The sequence below is a fragment of the Bartonella sp. AC329YNZD genome (genome assembly GCF_042196685.1).
Taxonomy (GTDB): Bacteria; Pseudomonadota; Alphaproteobacteria; order Rhizobiales; family Rhizobiaceae; genus Bartonella.
Genome location: NZ_JBHIQS010000001.1, coordinates 172,470 through 193,046, shown reverse-complemented (window position 1 = coordinate 193,046; position 20,577 = coordinate 172,470). Strand labels below are relative to the sequence as shown.

Here is a 20,577-nt window from a genome sequence, read left to right as displayed (position 1 = left end):
GTAACAGAAAATGAGAAGAAATGAAGTATCATATGCCGTTTTTTTTCATATTCATATAGAAGAGAAAAGTTTCTTTGGAAGAATAGACGTGCTTTATAAGGGATGTCTTAAAAAAATTGTTTTATGAAGAGAGTTTTTTAAAGCAATGAAGACAACTTTTTTGAAAGGTTAAAGGGTGAATATAAGACAGAACTTCAAACAGGTTGCGTGGTTACAACAAAGTGATATCCAAACACTTCTTCGTGTTTTGTCTGTGGAGGGGGAAGAGGCGCGTATTGTAGGGGGAGCAGTACGCAATCAACTGCTAGGGCAGCCTATTAGTGATATTGATATTGCCACAACCTGCTTGCCGCAACAGATTATCGCACGTGTAGAAGCAGCAGGATTTAAAGCTATTCCTACAGGGATTGCGTTTGGTACAATAACAGTAGTTGCTCATTCATGTTCTTATGAGGTTACAACGCTTCGCTGCGATATTGAAACGGATGGTCGTCATGCAAAAGTGGCATTTGGTCGTGATTGGAAAAAAGATGCTGAACGGCGAGATTTTACGATAAATGCGCTTTATTGTGATGCTGCTGGCAACCTTTATGATGATGTGGGAGGTTTGAGTGATATTGCTAGCCGAACAGTTCGTTTTATTGGGGTTGCAGAAGATCGTATTGGCGAAGATTATTTGCGTATTTTACGGTTTTTTCGCTTTTTTGCGTGGTATGGAGCAGGGCGACCTGATGTGCAAGGATTGAAGGCATGTGTTCGTTTAAAACACGGTTTAAAAAAACTTTCTTCTGAACGTATTTGGGTAGAAATGAAAAAGCTTCTTGCGGCGTTTGATCCAACGCGTGCTCTTTTATGGATGCGACAAAGCAGAATTTTGGCACTCATTTTCCCTGAAACAGAACGATGGGGTATTGATGCAATTCACGCATTGGTGAAGACAGAACAGGCTCTTGGTTGGAAAGTTGATCCATTGTTACGGCTAGAAAGCCTTCTTCCTCCTGATCCCATGCGTCTTCATGAAATGGCACAGCGCTTGCGTTTTTCTCTTAAGGAAACAACGCGATTAAAAGAATGGGCAGAGTTAGAAATAATAAACCAAAACTGTTCTGATCATTTTGTGCAAAAACTGATTTATTTTCATGGACGACAGCCAGTTTTAGATCAATTATCGTTGTCTGTCGCTGCATCACATCTTGATCATCTGGAAAAAAGTGATGCTTTGCAAAAAGCAGAGGGTTATATTAAGCTTTATCAACTTGCCAAAAAATGGCAAATTCCAACTTTTCCTATTAATGGTAACGATTTAATAAAAAAAGGTTTTACGAAAGGTATACTTTTAGGAAAAAAGCTTAAAGAGCTAGAAATGATATGGATTGAAAGCGGATTTTTAATGGATCGTCATGCACTATTAGAAAAAATTGATTTATAATATTTCTGTTTATAAACCCACTGTTTTTTATATTTTTTAAGTCAACATATTAATTTATAATAATCATTATTCATGTGAAAGAAGAGTCCACAATATTGTAAGGTTATTTCAAACCTGTTCATATTACATCAATCAAAATTATTGCCTTACATGTCACAAGTGAGGAAAAATGATTACAGAGGGGGAAAATGTCTCTTATAAACCATCTCAAAGATAAGGATTCTCGAAAATGAGAACGAATAAAGAGAATAGTGATAGCGGTTTGCACCTTGTATGACCATAAAGAGGGGGATGTTCACTGGATTTTTACTATGAGGAGTATTTAATCATTCATAGGTGGTGATATGAGGTGATATGAAATGGATGTGATGGGCACTAAGAAATGTTTATTTTACAAGCACTTAATTGTTTAAAAATGATAGGCATTATACGCTCTAACTGTTCTTTATATGTTGTATTATTGTTTTTCGTGATAATTTATATTTTTATAAAATACATTTTCTTTCATAATAACCAATTTGGCGCAATGCTTCTCCTGTTGTTATAGCCACGCTCATGGCGAGATTGAGAGAGCGTGCCTGTGGTTGCATGGGAATTTTCAGTGTGTAATCGGCCGTTTCATGAACATAATCGGGAACTCCAGCTGATTCCCGACCAAAAAGTAAAACATCATTTCTTTGATAGCATATCTGCGTATAGCATGTTTTTGCTTTTGTACTTAAAAGCAACAGGCGGCGGTTAAAGTGTTTCATGGAGCTTATAAAATGTTGCCAATCAATGTGTCGTTCTAAGGAAGCATATTCGAGATAATCCAATCCTGCGCGTTTGAGATTACGATCCGACAGATTAAAGCCTGCAGGTTCAATAATGTGCACATGTAAACCAAAGCAAGCGCTAAGACGTAAAATCGTTCCAGTATTACCAGCAATATCAGGTTGGAAAAGAGCTATATGAAGTGTCATGTTCTCTGTAATATGATTTTTCTTTCGACTTTGTAAAGAAATACCACAATTTATTCGAAAAATATGCTTTGAGAAATACATGTTTTTTACGGTTAATTTTTATTCCCTTTAAATTTCAGGGAAAAAGTTATGTATACAGATCTGTTTGGGATAAGAGAGAAGCTCCCTATTCGGGACTTCATTTTATTGAGCGATCCATGAATGGATTGGCTCATTATGTTGAAAAGTGGGATATTTAATGAGGTTAGATCATCCATTTTAATTAAAATCAACAAAATATGCTTTTTATGCAAAAACAGAAGCTTATGCAAAAACAGAAGCGAAAAAAATACTCATACAACCAGTTGGAATTGAGGGAGGGAGAGATGCTGTAAATGTGTTAAAGAAATAACCGATAAGCTCAACTTGTTTACTGAGATATGGTCATAATAAGACTATCTTTCTTTAGAAGTGTTTATTTACATGCTATCTCTGATTTTCACGGGCGGGAGAGTAATTTTGATTGAATTAATATGAATAGGTTGGAAATGAAAAAACCTTACGGTGTTTCAGGATTTCATTCACTCTGTAAAATGATGAATTATCATTATAAAACAGTTTTTTGTATAAACCATACAAATGGCAGGAGTTTTTACGGGGATGTTTTTATGATTGAGGTAACTGAGTGATCAAGCATTGTACAATGGGAGAGGGTATGGTAAAAAGGATGTTTTAGCAAAGTGTCTCTTTAAGTTAAGGCCATGGGTGAGCAAACGAGGCGGGATTTTCTGTTTTTGGTAACAGCTGTTGCAGGAGCAGTTGGAATGGGAGCGGTTATGTGGCCTTTTATCCGTCAGTTGCGTCCAGATGAAGCTGTTTTGGCATCTTCCTCTGTTGAGGTTGATCTTTCTGGTATTGAAGAGGGGATGTCGATAACGGTAAAGTGGCGAGGACAGCCTGTTGTTATTCGAAATCGTACGGCAAAAGAAATTGCTGATGCGCGCGCTACTGAATTGAGACTTCTAAAAGATCGTCAAGCGCGCAATCCTAATCTTGAAGGTGAAAAGGAAGCAACAGATTTTGCGCGTTCAGCAGGTAAAGGACGTGAAAATTGGCTTATTGTTATTAATCTTTGTACGCATCTAGGCTGTGTAACACTTGGGCAATCGGGTAAATTTGGAGGGTGGTTGTGTCCCTGTCATGGGTCTGTTTATGATACAGCTGGAAGAGTGCGTTCGGGTCCAGCTAACTATAATTTGGCTATTCCTCCTTACCAATTTCTTTCTGATACTTTGCTCAAAATAGGATAAGGTTATGACAAGGTTTTCTCCTTATTGTCCTAAAAATGCACTTGCTCGTTGGTTTGATAAGCGTTTTCCTCTTCCTCGTTTTTTTTATAATGCATTTGTGATTTTTCCTGTTCCGCGTAATCTTAATTACTTTTACACATTTGGCGGTATTTTAACCATTATGCTTTTATCACAGCTATTGACAGGTATTGTCTTGGCTATGCATTATGTTCCGGATATTCATTTGGCTTTTGAAACTAGTGAACGATTTCGGCGTGAAGGGCAGTTTGGTTGGCTTTTTCGTCCATGGCATTGTGTAGGCTCTTCGTTTTTTTTTATTGCTGTTTATATCCATTTGGCACGTGGACTTTATTATGGTTCTTATAAAAATATGCGAGAAATGGTATGGGTTACAGGTATTTTTATTTATATCATCATGATGGCAATAGCGTTTTTTGGTTATGTGCTTGTTTGGGGGATGATGTCTATTTCAGCTGCTTCAGTGATTGCAGGGCTTTTCAAAACGATTCCTTTAGTGGGGTCTTGGTTGCATGAGACACTTCTTGGTGGTTATGTCGTAGGACAACCAACGTTGAATCGTTTTTATGTTTTCCATTATGTTTTATCATTTGTTTTGCTTCTTTTTGTGGGGCTTCATATTTGGGCAATTCATTGTGTTGGGCAAGGAAATCCAACGGGTCTTGCTATACAGTCAGATAAGGAAACGGTTCCATTTTCGCCTTATGCACTGATCAAAGATATTTTTGCTATTACTGTTTTTCTCATCTTCTTTGCCTGGTTTTTGTTTTATATGCCCGATTATATGGGGCAGGTTGAAAATTATAGTGTGGCAGATCCTTTAAAGGCACCTCTTCGTGTGGTTCCAGAATGGTATTTTTTGCCTTTTTATGCGATGCTTCGTGCTATAACTTTTGATATTGGTATTTTCTCTTCAAACTTTGTTGGCTTTGTTTTATTCGTCAGTTCGATTTGCATTTTAATTTTTGTGCCATGGTTAGACCGCTCTAAAATATGTTCAGCAAGATATCGACCTGTTTATAAAATTTTCTTTTGGGCGTTGGTTATTGATGTCGTTTTTCTTGGTTGGTTGGGGGCAAGAGAAATAAGTGACAAAATTCTTTTATGGACACAATTGGCTACGGTTTATTATTTTATATTTTTTTTGGTTATTTTGCCGATTTTGCCAGCGTTTGAAAAAAATTATTCTCTTCCTTCTTCAATTATGCAAGATTTAAAACAGAAAAAAAAGAGACTATGGTAAATGTTTTTGTCGGGCTGGTTGTTATTGTTGCTATGAGTTTTTCTGCTCAGGGTTTAGCTGGTGGTGCCTCTGATCAGGAAGAGGGATTTATTTCTTTTCCTTTACAGGTTCCTAAAAAACAAGAATGGAGTTTTTCAGGTCCATTTGGGTTATACGATAAGGCGCAATTGAGGCGCGGATTAAAGGTTTATAAACAAGTTTGTTCCAGCTGCCATGGGCTAAAATATGTGGCTTTTCGCAATTTAAGAGCTCTTGGGTATGATCAAGAACAGATTAAAGTTTTGGCGGGGCAGTATGAAGTGCGTGATGGTCCTAATCGAGAAGGAAAATTTTTTAAACGTGCTGGGGTTGCAACGGATTATTTTCCTTCTCCCTTTGCGTATGAAGAAGAAGCAAGACAGGTTTTGAATGGTGCTTATCCTCCAGATTTGTCATTGATGGCACGTGCACGTGGTGTATCTTTGCCTTTTCCTGCTTTAATTACGGATGTTTTGACTCATTATGATACGGCTGGTCCAGATTATATTACAGCTCTTTTAACAGGATATCAGGAAGCGCCGAAGAAGGTAAAAGTTGCTGATGGTTATTGGTATAATCCTTATTTTATTGCCAGTAATTTTTTAACTATGGCACCTCCTTTGAGTGATGGTGTAGTTGCTTATGAAGATGGAACCCCAGAAACCGTTGAACATTACGCTCGTGATGTTTCTGCTTTTTTGATGTGGTCTGCTGATCCTCATATGGAAATTCGTAAAAAAACCGGTTTTCGTGTTATTTTATTTTTAATCATTTTTGCAGGGCTTGTTTATATTTTAAAAGGTCGTATTTGGCGTAGTTTAGAAGAAGAGTTTGAGAAAGAAACAAAAGACGAAATAAAGAAAAAAGGATAAGGCGATTGGTTTTGAAAGAGTATAAAAAGCATAAGGAACAAATCTGTTTATAATGCATTGAGGTTTTATAAAGTAAAAGCAAAGTAAAAACGGAGATGTTAAAATGAAAAAAATTTCATGTACTACTCTTATGTCAATTTTGATGATTTCTAGTACTTATGCGCAGTCTTTTGAAGGACCTTCTAAACCTGAAATGATTTCTTCGACAGGTATTGTACAGGTAGGGATAAATAATTCTGTGCGTTATGTAACACCTTTAGCAACGGATTTTGTTGCTTCTAGCCTTATAGGTGCTAAGGTATATAATATAGAAGATGAAAATATTGGTGAAGTAAAAGATATTATTTTACGTGAAAATAATATTGCGGGATTTGTTGTTGCAGTTGGTGGTTTCCTTGGTATAGGGGAGAGTTATGTGGTCGTTTCTCCAGAAACAATCCAGATGACAAATGATTATGGTAAGTGGAAACTTATTACAAATGCGACAAAAGATTCTTTAAAGGACGCTCCAACATTTAAATACGAAGGGCGTTGGACGCGCTAATTTTATATTTCCATTCTTGAATGGATAAAACAGTTGCTGTCACAATAATGGTAGCACCTGTTTTTTGTTCAGGAGACCTTTAGGAACTTTTGCGGTAAGCTCTCATGAACTTAATACAAAATTTTCAAAATAAACTATTAAGATAGAGTGAAGATTTAAGTATTATGTTTAAATAACATGATATCGCCATCTTGCACAATGTATTCTTTTCCTTCATCGCGGGCTTTTCCTGCTTCTTTTGCACCGCTTTCTCCACCCAGAGCAATATAGTCATTGTAGCTGATGGTTTGTGCACGAATGAAGCCGCGCTCAAAATCTGAGTGAATAACGCCAGCTGCTTGGGGAGCTTTGGTACCACGCGCAATTGTCCATGCTCGCGTTTCCTTAGGCCCACAGGTGAAGTAAGTAATGAGATCAAGTAAATGATAACCAGCGCGAATAAGGCGATTTAAACTTGGTTCAAAGAGTCCTAGAGCATTGAGATATTCTGAGGCTTCAGCATCACTCAGTTGCGTGATTTCCGCTTCGATAGAAGCCGAAATGATAATACTTTGCGCATTTTGCTCTGTTGCCATTTTTTCAACTGTTTGGGTAAAACTATTGCCATGAGCGGCGTCATTTTCGCTTACGTTGCAAACATAAAGTACAGGTTTGGAGGTTAAAAGATTTAAACTTTTAAGAATGTTCTGTTCATCAGAAGAGATATCTTTGAGTAATAAGCGGATAGGGTTTCCCTGTTGCAGTATGTTTAATGCTTTTTCCATAATGGGTAGAATTGTAAGGGCTTCTTTGTCTTTTCCAATTGCCCGTTTACGGATTTGTACGATTCGTCTCTCAAGACTTTCAAGATCTGCAAGCATGAGTTCGGTTTCAACCGTTGTTGCATCACTAACAGGATCAATACGTCCTTCTACGTGGGTAATATCTTCGTTTTGAAAACAGCGTAAAACGTGGACAATGGCATCGACTTCACGAATATTGGCTAAAAATTTATTCCCTAAACCTTCGCCTTTTGAGGCTCCTCGTACCAACCCCGCAATATCAACGAAGTTAATGCGTGTAGGAATCGTTTCTTTTGAACCAGCAATTGATGCAATTTTTTCCATTCGTAAATCTGGAACAGCAACTTCACCGGTATTGGGTTCAATGGTACAAAAAGGATAATTGGCAGCCTGTGCAGTGGCTGTTTTTGTTAATGCATTAAAAAGAGTTGATTTCCCGACATTAGGTAATCCGACAATACCGCATTTAAAGCCCATGAGAGTCTTTCTTTTCTATTGATTTTATGGTCAAGATAAAGCTTCCTTTTTATAGCATATTTTCAGAAGAGTTATAGTCTTTGTATTGCAATAAATGAGAAAAAAGTCTACAATAACAGATAATCTACTTTTTTATCTTTTAAAATTCTTCTTATCTTAATGCTCTCCTTAGTTACAAGGATAAGAAAACTTCGAATTAATGTTAATATTGTGCTAAGTTTTTCATGGTATGCAAATCTGCATAAATAATTAATCGGAGAAAATAGAAGAGTGTTATCTCGTTGTACCTTTTTAATTTTAGCACTTTTAGCTTTGGCTGGGTGTGCTACACATCCGTCAGATATATCGTCGATTCCTGTTCAACAAATTCGATACATTCCACCAGAAATACAGGCTTTGTACGGTCCTGTAACGAATGAGGCTTATTTGTTACCTGCTGTTGATCTTGCGACAATTGATCCAAAGTTTTGGCGACAAGAAGTGCTTTATTATACATCTTATCCCCCTGGAACATTGGTTATAGATACGGAAGAATGTTTTCTTTACCTTATTGGTGAAAATGGGAAGGCTTTACGTTATGGGATTGGAGTCGGTAAAGAAGGCTTAGCATTTGAAGGTGAAGGGGTTGTACAGCGCAAGCGTCGGTGGCCTAATTGGGCTCCTACTGCAGCAATGATGGCTCGAGAGCCAGAACGTTATGGTCATTTAGGGAAAGGAATGCCTCCAGGTCCTGATAATCCATTGGGCGCACGGGCACTCTATCTTTTCAAAAATGGAAAAGATACACTTTTCCGTATTCATGGCTCACATGAATCTTGGTCAATTGGGCGTGCTATTTCAAGTGGGTGTATCCGTTTGCTCAATCAAGATATTATTGATCTTTATAATCGTGTTCCCGTTGGTTCGCGTGTTGTGGTGTTGCAAAACAATAGGAGTAACCCTACAGTTTACAGTCAACAATTAAATGGCTACGATCCACTACAATCAACCATTCAGCCGGATGATTTTTAATTTTAGGGAGAAGATTGGAGAGGACCATTGAGTATTTTGGTTTGCTGTTCAATCTTCTCTTTTTCCAAAAAAAGAGTATAGATCTCTTCTCTGTTTCAAAAGATATGTACAAATATCATTGTTCTATTTGCTAGCTTTCATATTTTCCCAACAGGTTTTGCCTTTGACGAAATTTATAAGAGGCATTTTTCTTTCTTTTTTCAAAAGTTTTTATCCATATATCCTCCAACTTGTGAGGTGTAAGCCAATGGTTTTTATGGTTTCATTATTAATAGATTTAAAATAAATCTTGTGATATTTGGCATTTCTATTCAAGAATATAAAACAATTAATTTTTATAAATCAATAAGTTATATGTATAGATTTTATAGAGAAAAGTTGTTTTTTATTGATGAGAGAAATAAGCTGTTAGGGTCAGTTCTTATTTTTTATTGTTTGTGAAACTTCATTCATAAAGAGGGATTTGTCATCTTTTATAAGGAGAGCGATATTTTTTGCGATTGCCTCTAAGAGAGGGGGAAGCCATTCTTGATCAGATTTGGTAAAATTTCCTAGGACATGCTGATGAACAAGTTCTTTGCTTCCAGGATGACCAATTCCTATGCGTATACGGCAATAATTAGTACCACAATGGGTATCAATAGATTTAATACCATTATGTCCATTATTTCCTCCACCAATTTTTACACGGACTCTTCCCGGAGGCAGGTCTAACTCATCATAAATGATGATCAAATTCTTCAAATCTAATTTATAAAATCGCAAAGCTTCACCGATAGCTTGACCAGAGTAATTCATAAAAGTTTGCGGTTTTATAAGAAAAATTTTCTCATTATCTATGAAACCATTGGAGATTTCTGCTTGAAACTTTTTCGACCATGGAGAAAAAGAAAAAGATTGGTAAATGGCATCAACAGCCATAAAACCGATATTATGGCGGTTATTTTGATATTGTAAACCAGGATTGCCAAGACCAGCAATAAGCCACATGTGTATCTTCAGTCAAAGTATGAGTAAGGGTAATGTCTCATAAATTAAGGCGGAAAAAATTTCCGCCTGTTGAGTTTTATGAAGTTTGCTTGTCTTCATCATCATTTTCTTGTTCAGAGGTTTCATCGCTGACATCCATGCCAGCAGGAGCTGCAATGGTTGCAATGGTAAAATCTCGATCTTGGATGATGGGAGTCACACCTTTGGGCAGTTGCACTGCTGAAATGTGAATAGAATCACCGATAGAGTAGCTGGAGAGATCAATTTCAATAGCTTCAGGAATAGCACTTGCTGGAGCTGTACATTCAATTTCGTGCCGAACAATATTGAGGACACCACCCTTTTTAAGTCCAGGTGCCGTATCTTCATTGAGGAAGTGGACAGGAATATTCACTTCTACAACGGATTTTGCTGAAATGCGTAAGAAATCTACATGGAGGGGAAAGTCACGCACGGGATCTAATTGATAATCTTTTGGCAAAACCATAATTTTTTGCTTGTCAAGAATAATCGTTGCAATGGTGGTACGAAAGCCACCAGCGTGAATTTTATAGAAAATTTCTTTATAGGGAACTGTTATTGCCAAAGGAGGTTGTTTTTCACCATAAATGACAGCAGGAATAAGACCGTTTCGGCGAAGTTCACGGGAGGACCCCTTACCAACCCGCTCGCGTTTTTCGGCCTTAAGAGTGTAGCTTTTGCTCATAATTTAAGTCCTTTTTACATGATTGGAGATCCTTCAAAAACAATAACAGTTTTTGCATGGATATGAAGATATGCGCTGATAAGCAGCGATTGCTCCATTCTGCGTTGCCTCCAAGGGTGTCTACGCAGAAGTCTGTTCTATAATTCAAACTATTCATAGATGCAAGAGTTGTGGGAAAAATCGATGATTTCTATCGTTAAAAAAGAGGAAATGTTACACATTATGGTACGGGATGGAGAATCAACCAATATGCGCTGATATGTTCAAAATCAAACACTGGAGATGTTATGAAGGTTGAGATTGCCTTGGGTGAGATATCAGAGAGTCGTGCTTTGCATAAATCGATGCCAGCACTTCTTGATTTGGAAGAGTTATTGGCAACACGTCTTCTTGTTCAAGGTAATTCTGGTTCAGGTAAATCACATCTTTTACGCCGTCTTCTAGAGCAAAGTGCTCAGTGGGTCCAGCATTGTGTGATTGATCCAGAAGGTGATTTTGTAACTTTGGCAGACAAATTTGGTCATGTTATTGTAGAGGCTCAACGGAGCGAATTAGAATTGACGCGTATTGCGCATCGCATTCGACAACATCGGGTTTCTGTAGTATTTAATCTTGAAGGTTTGGATACTGAACAACAGATGCGTGCTGTGGGTGCTTTCCTTGGGGCACTGTTTGATGTGGAACGTGATTATTGGTATCCTATGCTTGTCGTTGTTGATGAAGCACAATTGTTTGCTCCAACTGCTGCAGGAGAAGTTTCTGATGAAGCACGTAAAATTTCACTGAGTGCTATGACTAATCTTATGTGTCGGGGGCGCAAACGTGGTCTTGCTGGCGTTATTGCGACACAACGTTTGGCTAAGCTGGCCAAAAATGTTGCTGCTGAAGCTTCAAACTTTTTAATAGGGCGGACTTTTTTAGATATTGATATGGTGCGCGCTGCTGATCTTTTGGGAATGGAGCGTCGCCAAGCAGAAATGTTTAGAGATCTTGAGCGGGGAAATTTTATCGCTTTAGGTCCCGCTTTATCACGACGTCCCTTACCAATCATTATCGGTTCTGTTGAAACTTTAGCACGCTCTTCTAGTCCTAAATTAATGCCACTTCCAACAGAGCGGGATGATGTGCAAGAGCTCGTTTTTACTGCTCCACCAGAGGAAATTTTAACGCCATTTAAACTAACACGAGAGCCGATGAGGGAAAAATCAATGCACGAGATGTTAGAGGAGGTGGTACATAAAAAACAAGAGGTGTTGGAAGAAAATCTGAGTTTATTTCCTGAACTTTCTGATGTTGAGCGTAATAGTCAAGCAGAACATGTCATTCAGGAAATTCTTGAGGATTCTGAATCTTTTTATCGCTCAACAGCGGTGCTTTATCAAGATTTTTCGGTTCGTTGCCGTATCCATGGTATGTCAAAGGTTCCTTTTAATCTTTCGCAATTTCGGCGTAAATTGGCTATTGCACAAGCTTTTGTTGATGAACAAACGGCTGTCAGTGAACGTTGGAAACATATTTTGCAGATATCAGAAAGTTTAGAAGATGAGGTTCAAGGAGTCTTCTTGAATGTGGCACAGGCCGCATTGGGCGGAAAGCCTTGTCCATCCGATGCATTTTTAGCACGTCTTTATGGGACTCATTCTTTAAACCGCGTCCGTCGGCTTTTAACCTACTTTGAAGAACGCGGTCTCATTGTTATTCATACGCATTTTAGTGGCCAACGCATTGTTGCATTTCCTGATCTTGGTGTTGAAACAGCGCCAGGAGATCCCAAGGAACCACTTTAACCAAATAAACTTGAAACGGATTGTTCTGCTGCTGTCCTTGCTATTGCTTCTCCAATGAGATCGGCAATGGGTAAAACACGAATATTATGTGCTTCCTCAATAACTTGTGTTGGCATGATTGAATCTGTAATAACCAGTTCCTTCATTTCTGAATTGGTAATTCGTTCGATTGCATTACCAGAAAGAACGCCGTGCGTGATATAAGCTGTGACACTATTGGCACCATGTTTAAGCAAAGCACTTGCAGCATTGCATAAAGTTCCACCTGAATCAACAATATCATCAAGTAAAAGACAATCTTTTCCCGATACATCTCCAATAATATTCATCACCTCTGATTCACCGGGGCGTTCGCGACGTTTATCTACAATAGCGAGCAAACTGTTCAAGCGCTTGGCAAGCGAGCGAGCACGGACTACACCACCCACATCAGGTGAAACAACAATAACATTTTCAAGAGAATAATTCACTTTGACATCGCGAGAAATGACAGGAACAGCATAGAGATTATCTGTAGGGATATCAAAAAAACCTTGAATTTGTCCTGCATGAAGATCCAATGTTAAAACGCGATGAGCGCCTGCTTCAGTAATGAGATTGGCAACAAGTTTTGCTGAAATGGGGGTCCGTGGTCCAGGTTTTCGATCTTGGCGGGCGTAGCCAAAATAGGGTATTACCGCTGTAATACGACGCGCAGAAGAACGACGAAGGGCATCAATCATGATGAGCAATTCCATCAAATGATCATTTGCGGGATAGGATGTGGATTGCAAAACAAAAACATCTTGTCCACGTACATTTTCGTGTAATTCTACGAAAATTTCTTGATCAGCAAAACGCTTTACAGTTGCCTTGCCTAAGGGAATGTTCAAATAATTTGTAACATCTTCAGCTAGGCGTGGATTAGAATTTCCGCAGAAAAGTTTCATAGTAGAACCTCTGAATAATTATGGTGAGAATGCGAAACGGTTTTTAATTTCTTTTTATTAAATTGCAAGAAAACAATTACAAAACCATTACAATTTTATTGATTATTGTTAAAGATCTATACGATGTGTTTTCTTTTTTCAAAAATTTTTGTTTTTTGTAGAGTTTATTCTTGAAGTCGTAAGAAAAACAAAGGATGTGATTTATTTGCACGGTGGGTATCTGTGATAGAGAAAAACTTATTCATTTATCTGTTTTGATTATTGGCTAATGAGATTGCTTACAGAGTTTTGTTACAAAATCTCATTTAAATGCATATACTCTTTTATTTTAAAAATGAGATAATTCATAGCACGATGCATTTTATTGCATAATTTAAAAATATTTTTCATCTCTATATATTATTCGTTTTAAATATACTCTTGCCTATCATGATGCGTGTCATGTTTTTTATTTCTGTTGGTATCTTTAGGTGTTTTCTAAAACGATGTGTTGTTATTTGTAGATATCGTGAAGGCAGTGAAGATATTTTTAATCATCCAATTTAGTTTTTTCTATAATGAATTGATATAGAAAACAGCTCCAATGATATTTTATGTTTAAATAATTCCTTGTTAAAGGACATTATAAGCAAACATTGAAAAGAAGTGTGCGCTTATGGAGTAACAAGCCGGCACCATCATTATATTTTCCTGCTCCCAATATTGCGACAGATCTTGCATTAAGACGGTTCATAAGAGCCATTTTAGTCCTTTCTTATATAAATTTTATCCACACGCTAATCCCGCTTGTAACGTGCAAGCGAATAGTTTTGATTGATTCAAGATAAGCAGGTTTGAAATGAAAGAATCTTACGATATTCGGGTCTCTCATTCAACATACAAAATAGTAAATTATTATTATCAATCAAAGTCTTGTAGTTTTTATTTCTCATCACTACAGTTTTTATACCTTGTGGAGCCAATAAGAATTTTTATGAAAAAAACATAGTACAAAAGAGCTTATTTATTTTTTATTGGCGTTATTTTGTTTGCAGGTTTGATCTTTTTTTGAGACAAAAATACTTATTTTAGCATAATAGCAGAAATTTGCCGTCCGTAATCGGGTTCGTTGCGGTGTATTGCACGGCGATAGGAGAAAAAACGCTGTTCATCTTGATAGGTACAAAGCTTTACACAAGAAGCATTAACACCTGCTTCTTTGAGTTGGTTTATAATAAATGCCCATAGATTAAAATAAAAGCGATTTATTTTCTCTGTTTTTAAAAAATATTTTTGGTATTTGCTGTGGTAATCAATAAATTGGTCGTAAAATTCGTTTGTTACTTCATAGTGATAAGGGCCAATACAAGGTCCAAGGACTGCTGTTATTGATTGTCTTTTGGCTCCTTGTTTTTCCATAACAGCAATTGTTTTCTCGATAATTCCATTTAAGCTTCCACGCCAGCCAGCATGAGTTGCAGCGATGACTCCAGCTTGTGGATCAGCAAACAGAATGGGTCCACAATCTGCTGTAAGAACCCCAATAACGAGTCCTGGTGTGGTCGTAACAAGAGCATCAGCTTTAGGAGGTTTACCGATAATTGCTTGATGAGCTACAACAACGTTACAGGAGTGTATTTGATTGACCGTAACTAAATTTTGCGCCTCAATAGAAAAATAATTGGCGATCAAAAGACGATTCTGTACGATATGTTCAGGTTGATCATTTGAACCTTTCCCAACATTAAGACTATGATAAAGATTTTTTGAAAAACCACCTTGACGTGTAAAAAATCCATGTTTTATTCCATGGGTGTGTAAAGTAGAAAGATTTTTTGCAAGAATGGGATGAGGGATAGATTTCATAAAAGTTCCTTATGGAGATTATTTAAAGTGAGGATGGAGATGTTCATATTTGTCAATGAATATTTCAGATAATGATGTGTTTATTGACAAAATTGCCGATCATCAAAATTGGGGAGGTATGGAGATATTTTTATCACTGAAATGTAAAACTTTAAATAATTTTCCCATCTGATCTGGACCAGCGAGCCGTTCAATGTCTTGGCGGATTTTGTCTTGTAAAGGAGCACTTTTGCCAACTCCAAGCTGTTTTGCGCGCTCCAGTAGCCCCATTTTAAAAAGAAACTCTCCTTGCTCTAAGATTTCAGCAAAACAGCCCTGTTCAAGAGCTATGTTTTTTAAAAAAGAAAAATCAACATGGGATGTTAAATCATGTTCACCAGGGGCATCAAAAACATCACGAAATCTATGTTTTGAGAGTGCTTGCAAGGTATCGCCAAAGGCAAGCTCACAAGCACCATAGTCGATAAGTAAAGCAGAACCTGTCACTTGCACTAAATGGTGGCTGATTTGTTGCATGAATTGATGCCGTAAGGGGGCATGTTCAAAAATTGTTCCGTCAGGCACTTTAGAACAATAGATTTGTAGACAAGAAGAGGGAAGTTTATGCGGGGCAGCAATAAAGATAAAATCTCCATTTTGATTGACTGTAATGCGGCGCTCTTTCCATTTTCCATTGACTTTAATATATTGGTTGATAGGGAGTGTATCGAGAAATTCATTAGCAATGAGGAAGAGAGGTTTTGAAGGAATTTGATTAAAATTTTCAATGCTATGGATTTGTTTTTGATAAGAGCAAAGGCGCTTTTTTTGTTCTTTTGCGAGTTTTTGGCTTATTTCGATCAGAAAAATTTCAGCAGAATTAAATGCCGTTTGAGAGAGCTTTTGGATGGTTCGCAAAATGTCATCCATCAAAGTTCCTCGTCCTGGACCTATTTCAGCGAGAATAAAAGGGTGAGGACACCCTTGAGCTTTCCAGCTCGCAAGAGTCCAAATGCCAATCATTTCTCCAAATAATTGGCTTATTTCAGGTGCTGTAATGAAATCACCAGCACGTCCGAAAGGTGTTTGTGTTTGATAATAACCAAATTGAGGATCTGTAAGTGCCAACGTCATATATTGGCTAACAGTGATTGGTCCATTAAGGACAATAATTTCTTTAATTTTTTCTTTGAGATTGGCCATTTTCTGTCGGTTTATATTTAAAGGCGTGGAGAAGAAGATAAAACCCTACAAGAAGCATGGGAAGAGATAAAGCCATGCCATAGGTAAAACCAGTAGAATGGAAAAGAGTCGAAAACCATTCTGGATCTTCTTGAGGCGCACGGTAAACTTCAGAAATGCTGCGTGTTACTGCGTAGCCTATAATAAATGTTCCTGATACAGTACCGGGACGTTTTAATGCTTTGAACCCAAAAATAAGAAGACACAGGATGATGAAGAGAAGAAATCCTTCCATAAATGCTTCGTAAAGCTGGCTTGGATGGCGCGGTAAATAGTAAGGATCGAGAGGAAAACAAACAGCCCAAGGACGTGTAGTAATATTGCCCCATAATTCTTGGTTGATAAAGTTGCAGATTCGTACAACGCCGATACCAATAGGAGCACCTGCCGCAATGATATCAAACATGGCTCGTATGTTAATATGATTTTTACGGGCAAACCAGATCATAGCAATGATAATACCAATAAGTCCGCCATGAAAGGACATTCCCCCATCCCATACGGCAATAATAGCACTTGGATGGTTAAAATAGTAAATGGGATCCCATACAAGAACTTGTCCTAAACGCCCTCCGACAACAACACTTATGGCAGACCATACAACAAAATCTCCGATCTTTTCTTTATCCATAGGAGGATAGTTTCTATACCATAGAGATGTTTTTTTTAATAATTTTTGCGCATACCACCAAGCAAAAAGAATACCCAGTACGTAACCAAGTCCATACCAATGAAGTGCTATGGGACCTAGATGGATAATGACAGGATCAAGAAAAGACGGAAAAGCAATGGCTGGACAAGACAAATTGTTCATGAGTTAAGCATCTTACATTATACGAGATGAATATGAAGTGACTCTGATGGTCAGAAATGACAGATGAATACACAATGGTCAAGTCAGTAGGGAGGCTAGTCAGAAAGGGGGGGAGATTTCCACTGATTTATCACGGTAAAAAAATATGGTGATAAAAGGAATATTAAAAAATCTGAAACAAAATCATTATGAAAAATCTGCACAGTATGTAAAATATAGAGTAAAAGGAACAAATTACAGTATCTAAATGTTATGAGAATATGCTATAATGCGTGTGTCAATAATTAAAATTTAAGGAAAAAGGTTATGCGTAATGGATCAAATCGTATTCTTGATGAATTAGCGAAATTAGCAACAGATGCTGCTGACGTTGCGCAAGGTATACGGCGTGAAGCTGGAACAGCTTTTCGTGTGCAGGCTGAAAAGATAGCAAACAAACTTGATCTTGTTTCACGCGAAGAATTTGAGACTTTTAAGGAGCTGGTGCTAAAAATCCATGCTGATAATGCTGATTTGAAAAGGCGCCTTGATGATTTAGAAAAAAATGCAGACACAAAAAAAGTAAAATAGTTTTTCTAAAAAAGAATTTTTTAAAAATATCCCCAATTTTTCAATGTGATGCATGAAACTAAAAAATGCTTAATCTTGAGTCTATTAGAGAGAAGCGTTTATTTATTTTTGATTTTTTTTGGGTAAAAATACATTTTTTTGAATCAGGGGGGCTGGCGCTATCAAATTGTATCAATACACTGAAAAAACTTGATGATTCGTTTCATGATTATCAGGTTTCCCTAAAGAGCGCGATTGTGTTCTAGGTGTTTGTGTTTTGTTGATGTTTTTAATGTGTATTTGTTTGGTGTAAGAGGTTTGATTGTAGCAAATATTGTTACAATTTAAGCGGTTTATATTCTGTTGACAATGTTTTAAGATGATTGAGGATTGTGATGAGGCTTGCATTTTGCGCCACAGAAAGAAAAGAGCATCCTGTTGATTTTATTGAACAGATTGCTTGTGAATATGATTGGTCGTTTGAGCGAGATGCGCAAGATGAAATTAGCGTTTGTGTGGAAGGAAAACGGGCCAATTATCGTCTTGCTTTTTCATGGATAGAAGAGCATGAGGCACTTCATTTGGCTTGTTCATTTGATCTTTCTATTGAACATGCCCGAACAGCCGAAATACAGCGCTTATTGCTAGCAATTAATGAAAAATTGTTGTTGGGACATTTTGATTATTGGCAAAGAAATAACTCGGTTATTTATCGGCAAGGTCTTCTTTTGGCTGGTGGGGCGCATCCATCCCATATACAAGTTGAAACATTATTGATACATGCACTTAAAGCCTGTGAAAGCCATTATGTTGCATTTCAGATGGTGGCTTTATCGGGAGAAAGCGCTTACAAGGCATTGCAATACACTTTGTTTGAAACTGTAGGGAATGCCTAAAACATCAAGTTTGTTATTTTTTACAGACTGTTTACTGAAATATGATTCATCGGGGGATATCAAGAATAGCGCGCAATCCCCCGAGTGGGCTCTCGTCTAATTGTATATTGCCACCATGGCTGCGTGCTATGTCTTGGGCAATAGAAAGACCAAGTCCTGTTCCACTTGCATCTTGATTTCGTGCTTTATCAATTCTGAAAAATGGCTTAAAAACTTCTGCACGCATATTTTTATGAATTCCAGGTCCATCATCGTCGATTATCAATATAAAAGATTCTTGTTGAGAATTGGCTGTTAGTTTAACGGTCGTGCTGTGACAAAATGCATTTGATACAAGATTGCTAACCAAGCGTGTGAAAGCACGGGGACGTACTTGTATCTCTGTAGGTCCTTCAATGGTGTAAGAAAATTGACGTTTGTGTAGATGAGCATCGGTGGAGAATTTTTGCATAAGAGCATTTAAATCAAAAGTCTTGACACTTTCACTTCCTTCTCCACGGGCAAAGGCAAGATAATCTTCTAACATATTTTGCATATCACTTACATCTTGCTCAAGCGGTTTAATATCAAAGCCAGTATTTGCTAATGCTAACTGAAGTTTAAAACGTGTAAGAATGGTTCTTAAATCATGACTTACTCCTGAAAGCATCATGGTGCGTTGTTCTATTTGGCGTTCAATACGTTCTCGCATACGTAAAAAAGCGATGCCTGCACGACGGACTTCATCAGCTCCTTGTGGTTGAAATCCTTTTGGTAAGGGACGACCTCGCCCAAAACTTTCAGCCGCTTCAGCGAGTTGTTGAATTGGTTTTATTTGGTTGCGTAAGAAATAAATTGCTATCAACAATAAAACAAGAGCTGTTCCTACCATCCAGCTTAAAAAAATAGAGGTATTGGAAGCATAGGCTTGGCTGCGCGGAGCGAAGACACGCAAGATGTTGTGGCCAAGGTGGATACGGATTTCAACAAGATCAGAATCTCCTACGGTATCGATCCAGAAGGGACGGTTAATTTGTCGGGTGATTTCTTCGCTTAAAAAATAATCAAGAATTGCAAAAAATGGCTTAGGTCCTGGTGGGGGTAAGGGGGCAGGAGAGAGAATAGAAATGTTTAATCCCATACGTTGTTGTGCAATACGCTTGATATCTTCATAGTTATCTTGTTGTGGATATGTTTCAATAATATCAATAATGGCTGAAATATCATGCACGACAGCAGTTGAAAGACGCTCGGTTACCATTTGCCAATGACGTTCCATAAAGACGTAAGCAATGACCGTTTGCAGAAGCACCATGGGAGCAATAATAATGATCAAAGAACGAGCATAAAGCCGTTTAGGCATTTTTTTCGTTAGCCATCGAAAAAAAAATCTTAAAGGTTTGAACATTCTTGTGCCTATTCAATTGAGAGTTTATACCCTATTCCTCGCACAGTTTGGAGCCATATAGGAAGAGCTGGATTTTTTTCGATCTTACGGCGAAGGCGGTTGATTTGTACATCAATGGCACGTTCACTTATATTGCTGTCATCGGTCGCGAATTTATGGCGCGGAATTGTATCGCCTGCATTTTCGGCAAAAATGATCATCATTTCTTGTTCTTTATCGGTTAATTTAATAATTTCTCCTCTTTTTTTGAGTTCGCGCCGTGAAATTGAAAATATATAAGGACCAAAAATGATTTGCTCAATTTTAGGTTGGCTAAGGGGAAAACCACGTCGTAAAATGGCGTTGATGCGAAGGAGAAGTTCACGAGGGTCAAACGGCTTAGCCAGATAATCATCTGCCCCTGCTTCTAATCCACGGATACGATTGTCTATTTCTGATAAAGCTGTTAACATGAAAATAGGGACATCTTTTGTTTGGCGGAGTGAATGAGTGAGATCAATACCGTTTTCGCCAGGCATCATGACATCAACAATAAGAAGATCAAAATCTAAACTTGCTAACAGTCGTCTTGCTTCATTCGCATTGGCTGAAACTGAAACACGAAATCCATTTTTAATGAGAAACTGAAATAAAAGATTGCGAATACGCGTATCGTCATCAATCACAAGAAGGTGAGGGGCATCGTCACACAAAACTTGAACGTGATTGCTCATTCTTAAAAAAACCTTGATAAAAATTTAGTTTACACAAAGTGCAAGTTTACATAAGTTGTATAAAGCTGTCGAGCAGCACCTTTACCTTAAAGGAG

Annotated in this window: 19 protein-coding genes; 9 read left to right on the top strand and 10 right to left on the bottom strand. The window is 37.7% G+C overall.

Annotation, left to right across the window (positions count from 1 at the left end; genetic code table 11):
* Positions 1-175: 175 nt before the first annotated feature.
* On the top strand, positions 176-1,429 hold the full coding sequence (locus ACFIMW_RS00805; RefSeq protein ID WP_375607768.1) for a CCA tRNA nucleotidyltransferase: 1,254 nt from the start codon (positions 176-178) through the stop codon (positions 1,427-1,429).
* A gap of 485 nt (positions 1,430-1,914) precedes the next feature.
* Here ACFIMW_RS00805 and ACFIMW_RS00800 read toward each other — a convergent pair whose 3' ends face one another.
* Positions 1,915-2,391, bottom strand: a complete 477-nt coding sequence (locus ACFIMW_RS00800) for a tRNA (cytidine(34)-2'-O)-methyltransferase (RefSeq protein ID WP_375606355.1) — start codon at positions 2,389-2,391, stop codon at positions 1,915-1,917.
* 740 nt (positions 2,392-3,131) lie between these two features.
* Between ACFIMW_RS00800 and petA the strand changes: the two genes are divergently transcribed.
* From petA to ACFIMW_RS00780, 4 genes are all read left to right on the top strand, one after another.
* Entirely contained in the window at positions 3,132-3,680 is a 549-nt protein-coding gene (petA, locus tag ACFIMW_RS00795) for a ubiquinol-cytochrome c reductase iron-sulfur subunit (RefSeq protein WP_375606354.1), read from the top strand.
* Between the two features lie 4 nt (positions 3,681-3,684).
* Positions 3,685-4,941: a cytochrome bc complex cytochrome b subunit gene (locus ACFIMW_RS00790; protein WP_375607767.1), complete on the top strand. Its 1,257-nt coding sequence runs from the start codon at positions 3,685-3,687 to the stop codon at positions 4,939-4,941.
* Positions 4,935-5,831: a cytochrome c1 gene (locus ACFIMW_RS00785; protein ID WP_375607766.1), complete on the top strand. Its 897-nt coding sequence runs from the start codon at positions 4,935-4,937 to the stop codon at positions 5,829-5,831. The genes ACFIMW_RS00790 and ACFIMW_RS00785 overlap by 7 nt, the downstream gene beginning before the upstream one ends.
* A gap of 103 nt (positions 5,832-5,934) precedes the next feature.
* Positions 5,935-6,375 (top strand): PRC-barrel domain-containing protein, encoded by a 441-nt coding sequence (locus tag ACFIMW_RS00780; RefSeq protein WP_375606351.1) that lies wholly within the window; start codon positions 5,935-5,937, stop codon positions 6,373-6,375.
* A 155-nt stretch (positions 6,376-6,530) separates the two neighbouring features.
* Here the strand turns inward: ACFIMW_RS00780 and ychF are convergent, their stop codons facing one another.
* Positions 6,531-7,634, bottom strand: coding sequence for a redox-regulated ATPase YchF (gene ychF / locus ACFIMW_RS00775; RefSeq protein ID WP_375607764.1), 1,104 nt, complete (start codon positions 7,632-7,634; stop codon positions 6,531-6,533).
* A gap of 270 nt (positions 7,635-7,904) precedes the next feature.
* Here ychF and ACFIMW_RS00770 point away from each other — a divergent pair, with 270 nt between their 5' ends.
* A complete protein-coding gene (locus tag ACFIMW_RS00770; RefSeq protein WP_375607763.1) occupies positions 7,905-8,645 on the top strand; it encodes a L,D-transpeptidase in 741 nt (246 codons plus the stop codon).
* Between the two features lie 414 nt (positions 8,646-9,059).
* Here the strand turns inward: ACFIMW_RS00770 and pth are convergent, their stop codons facing one another.
* Together pth and ACFIMW_RS00760 are read right to left on the bottom strand one after the other, a co-directional pair.
* On the bottom strand, positions 9,060-9,635 hold the full coding sequence (pth, locus tag ACFIMW_RS00765) for an aminoacyl-tRNA hydrolase (RefSeq protein ID WP_375607762.1): 576 nt from the start codon (positions 9,633-9,635) through the stop codon (positions 9,060-9,062).
* 76 nt (positions 9,636-9,711) lie between these two features.
* Complete coding sequence (locus ACFIMW_RS00760) at positions 9,712-10,341, bottom strand: 50S ribosomal protein L25/general stress protein Ctc (protein WP_375607761.1); 630 nt, start codon at positions 10,339-10,341, stop codon at positions 9,712-9,714.
* A 287-nt stretch (positions 10,342-10,628) separates the two neighbouring features.
* Between ACFIMW_RS00760 and ACFIMW_RS00755 the strand changes: the two genes are divergently transcribed.
* Complete coding sequence (locus ACFIMW_RS00755; protein WP_375607760.1) at positions 10,629-12,128, top strand: helicase HerA domain-containing protein; 1,500 nt, start codon at positions 10,629-10,631, stop codon at positions 12,126-12,128.
* On the opposite strand, the gene ACFIMW_RS00750 is transcribed toward ACFIMW_RS00755, so the two are convergent.
* From ACFIMW_RS00750 to lgt, 4 genes are all read right to left on the bottom strand, one after another.
* A complete protein-coding gene (locus tag ACFIMW_RS00750; RefSeq protein WP_375607759.1) occupies positions 12,125-13,057 on the bottom strand; it encodes a ribose-phosphate pyrophosphokinase in 933 nt (310 codons plus the stop codon). The genes ACFIMW_RS00755 and ACFIMW_RS00750 overlap by 4 nt on opposite strands.
* Before the next feature lie 1,062 nt (positions 13,058-14,119).
* Positions 14,120-14,902, bottom strand: coding sequence for a peptidoglycan editing factor PgeF (gene pgeF / locus ACFIMW_RS00745; protein ID WP_375607758.1), 783 nt, complete (start codon positions 14,900-14,902; stop codon positions 14,120-14,122).
* Between the two features lie 102 nt (positions 14,903-15,004).
* Positions 15,005-16,084, bottom strand: coding sequence for a class I SAM-dependent methyltransferase (locus ACFIMW_RS00740; RefSeq protein WP_375607757.1), 1,080 nt, complete (start codon positions 16,082-16,084; stop codon positions 15,005-15,007).
* Positions 16,059-16,937: a prolipoprotein diacylglyceryl transferase gene (gene lgt, locus ACFIMW_RS00735; protein ID WP_375606342.1), complete on the bottom strand. Its 879-nt coding sequence runs from the start codon at positions 16,935-16,937 to the stop codon at positions 16,059-16,061. Before lgt ends, ACFIMW_RS00740 begins: the two co-directional genes overlap by 26 nt.
* A gap of 306 nt (positions 16,938-17,243) precedes the next feature.
* Between lgt and ACFIMW_RS00730 the strand changes: the two genes are divergently transcribed.
* Positions 17,244-17,507, top strand: a complete 264-nt coding sequence (locus tag ACFIMW_RS00730) for an accessory factor UbiK family protein (protein ID WP_375607756.1) — start codon at positions 17,244-17,246, stop codon at positions 17,505-17,507.
* Positions 17,508-17,881: 374 nt separating this feature from the next.
* Entirely contained in the window at positions 17,882-18,382 is a 501-nt protein-coding gene (locus tag ACFIMW_RS00725) for a YbjN domain-containing protein (RefSeq protein ID WP_375607755.1), read from the top strand.
* 46 nt (positions 18,383-18,428) lie between these two features.
* Here ACFIMW_RS00725 and ACFIMW_RS00720 read toward each other — a convergent pair whose 3' ends face one another.
* Together ACFIMW_RS00720 and ACFIMW_RS00715 are read right to left on the bottom strand one after the other, a co-directional pair.
* Positions 18,429-19,769, bottom strand: a complete 1,341-nt coding sequence (locus ACFIMW_RS00720) for an ATP-binding protein (protein WP_375607754.1) — start codon at positions 19,767-19,769, stop codon at positions 18,429-18,431.
* Between the two features lie 8 nt (positions 19,770-19,777).
* Positions 19,778-20,482: a response regulator gene (locus tag ACFIMW_RS00715; RefSeq protein WP_375606339.1), complete on the bottom strand. Its 705-nt coding sequence runs from the start codon at positions 20,480-20,482 to the stop codon at positions 19,778-19,780.
* Positions 20,483-20,577: the final 95 nt, after the last annotated feature.